A 1,624-nucleotide genomic window follows, 5' to 3' on the forward strand; every position below is an offset into this window, starting at 1 on the left:
GAGGCCGGCGAGTTGGAGCAGGAGTTGTTTGACGTCGGTGGCCGCGATGCGGCCGGTGACGGCGTGGGGGGTGGAGCAGAGGAGGAGGGGGCCGTCGTCGTCGCTCGTGGGGAGGCGGCCGTGGCTGCCGCGGACGGGTGAGGGGTCCAGGGGCACGACGGCCATGCGGTAGCGCAGGCCGAGTTTCTTGCGGGCCAGGGCGGTGGCCGCCCTGGCCCTGACGTAGGGGTCTTCGGGGTCCATGAACAGTTCGGCCGGGTCGTAGCCGGGTTTGCGGTGGATCTCCACGAGCCGGGCGAAGTCGGGCGCGCGGGCGTCGTCGAGCCAGTAGTAGTAGGTGAACCAGGCGTCGGGTTCGGCGACGGCGACCAGTTCCCCGGAGCGGGGGTGGTCCAGGTGGTGGGTCTTCTTGCCCGTGTCGTCCAGGAGCTGTTCGATGCCGGGCAGTGCCTCCAGGGCGGTGCGGGTGGCGGGAAGGTCCTCGGGGCGGCGGACGTAGACGTGGGCGATCTGGTGGTCGGCGACGGCGAAGGCGCGGGAGGCCGTCGGGTCGAGGTATTCCATGCCGTCCTGGGTGTGGACCTCCAGCAGGCCGGCGCGGCGCAGGGCGCGGTTGATGTCCACGGGCCGGCTGACGCGGGTGATGCCGTACTCGGACAGGGCGACGACGGTGCGGTTCTGGGTGCGGGCGTCGTCCAGCAGCGGGGCCAGGGCGGTGTCCAGGTCGGTGGCGGCTTTCAGGGAGCGGGGGTCGTCGGGGCCGAAGCGCTGCAGGTCGTAGTCGAGGTGGGGGAGGTAGCACAGGGCGAGGTCGGGGTGGCGGGTGTGCAGGATGTGGCGGGTGGCGTCGATGATCCACCGGCTGGAGACCAGGCCGGCGCCCGGTCCCCAGTAGTGGAACAGGGGGAAGGTGCCCAATGTGTCGGTGAGTTCGTCGTGCAGGGCCGCGGGCCGGGTGTAGCAGTCGGGTTCCTTGCGGCCGTCGGCGTAGTAGACGGGGCGGGGGGTGACGGTGATGTCGGTGTCGGCGCCCATGGCGTACCACCAGCAGATGTTGGCGACGCTGTAGCCGGGGTGGGCGCGGCGGGCGGCGTCCCAGAGTTTGTCGCCGGCCACCAGGGCGTTGTGCTGGCGCCACAGCAGGACCTCGCCGAGCTCGCGGAAGTACCAGCCGTTGCCGACGATGCCGTGCTCGGCGGGCGTGGTGCCGGTCAGGAACGTCGACTGGACGGCGCAGGTGACCGCGGGCAGCACGGTGGACAGCGGGGCGCGGGAGCCGGACCTGCCGAGGGCTTTGAGGCGGGGCATGTGCTCCAGCAGGCGGGGGGTGAGGCCCACGACGTCCAGGACGAGGAGGGGGGTGGGGTCGCTCATGGCAGTTCCTTCAGGCCGAGGTCGGTGAGCAGGTCGCGGGCCAGGGCCAGTTCGGCGGCGATGCCCTCGGCGAGCCGGCTGCGCCCGCGCGGGCGCAGCCCGGGCGGCAGGGCCTGCCAGGTGTAGGTCTCGACCTCCAGGTGACGGGTGAGCGGGTGCGGGCCGCCGGCGAGCCGGGCCAGGACGTCCTTCAGCACGGGCAGGGTGGAGGTCAGGGGCGCGGCGGGGGCCGCGTGCAGCGGGACGTGGA

Annotated in this window: 1 protein-coding gene and 1 pseudogene; both read right to left on the reverse strand. The window is 72.8% G+C overall.

The features are described from left to right. Positions 1 to 1,374, reverse strand: a 1,374-nt coding sequence (locus FHS37_RS38735) for an alkaline phosphatase family protein (protein ID WP_184830020.1), incomplete at its 3' end; no start/stop codon positions are given. Then, positions 1,371 to 1,624: pseudogene (locus FHS37_RS38740) on the reverse strand (metabolite traffic protein EboE); the annotation flags it as partial. The pseudogene FHS37_RS38740 and the gene FHS37_RS38735, both read right to left, overlap by 4 nt.

This window comes from Streptomyces griseomycini, assembly GCF_014203535.1.
Lineage (GTDB): Bacteria > Actinomycetota > Actinomycetes > Streptomycetales > Streptomycetaceae > Streptomyces > Streptomyces griseomycini.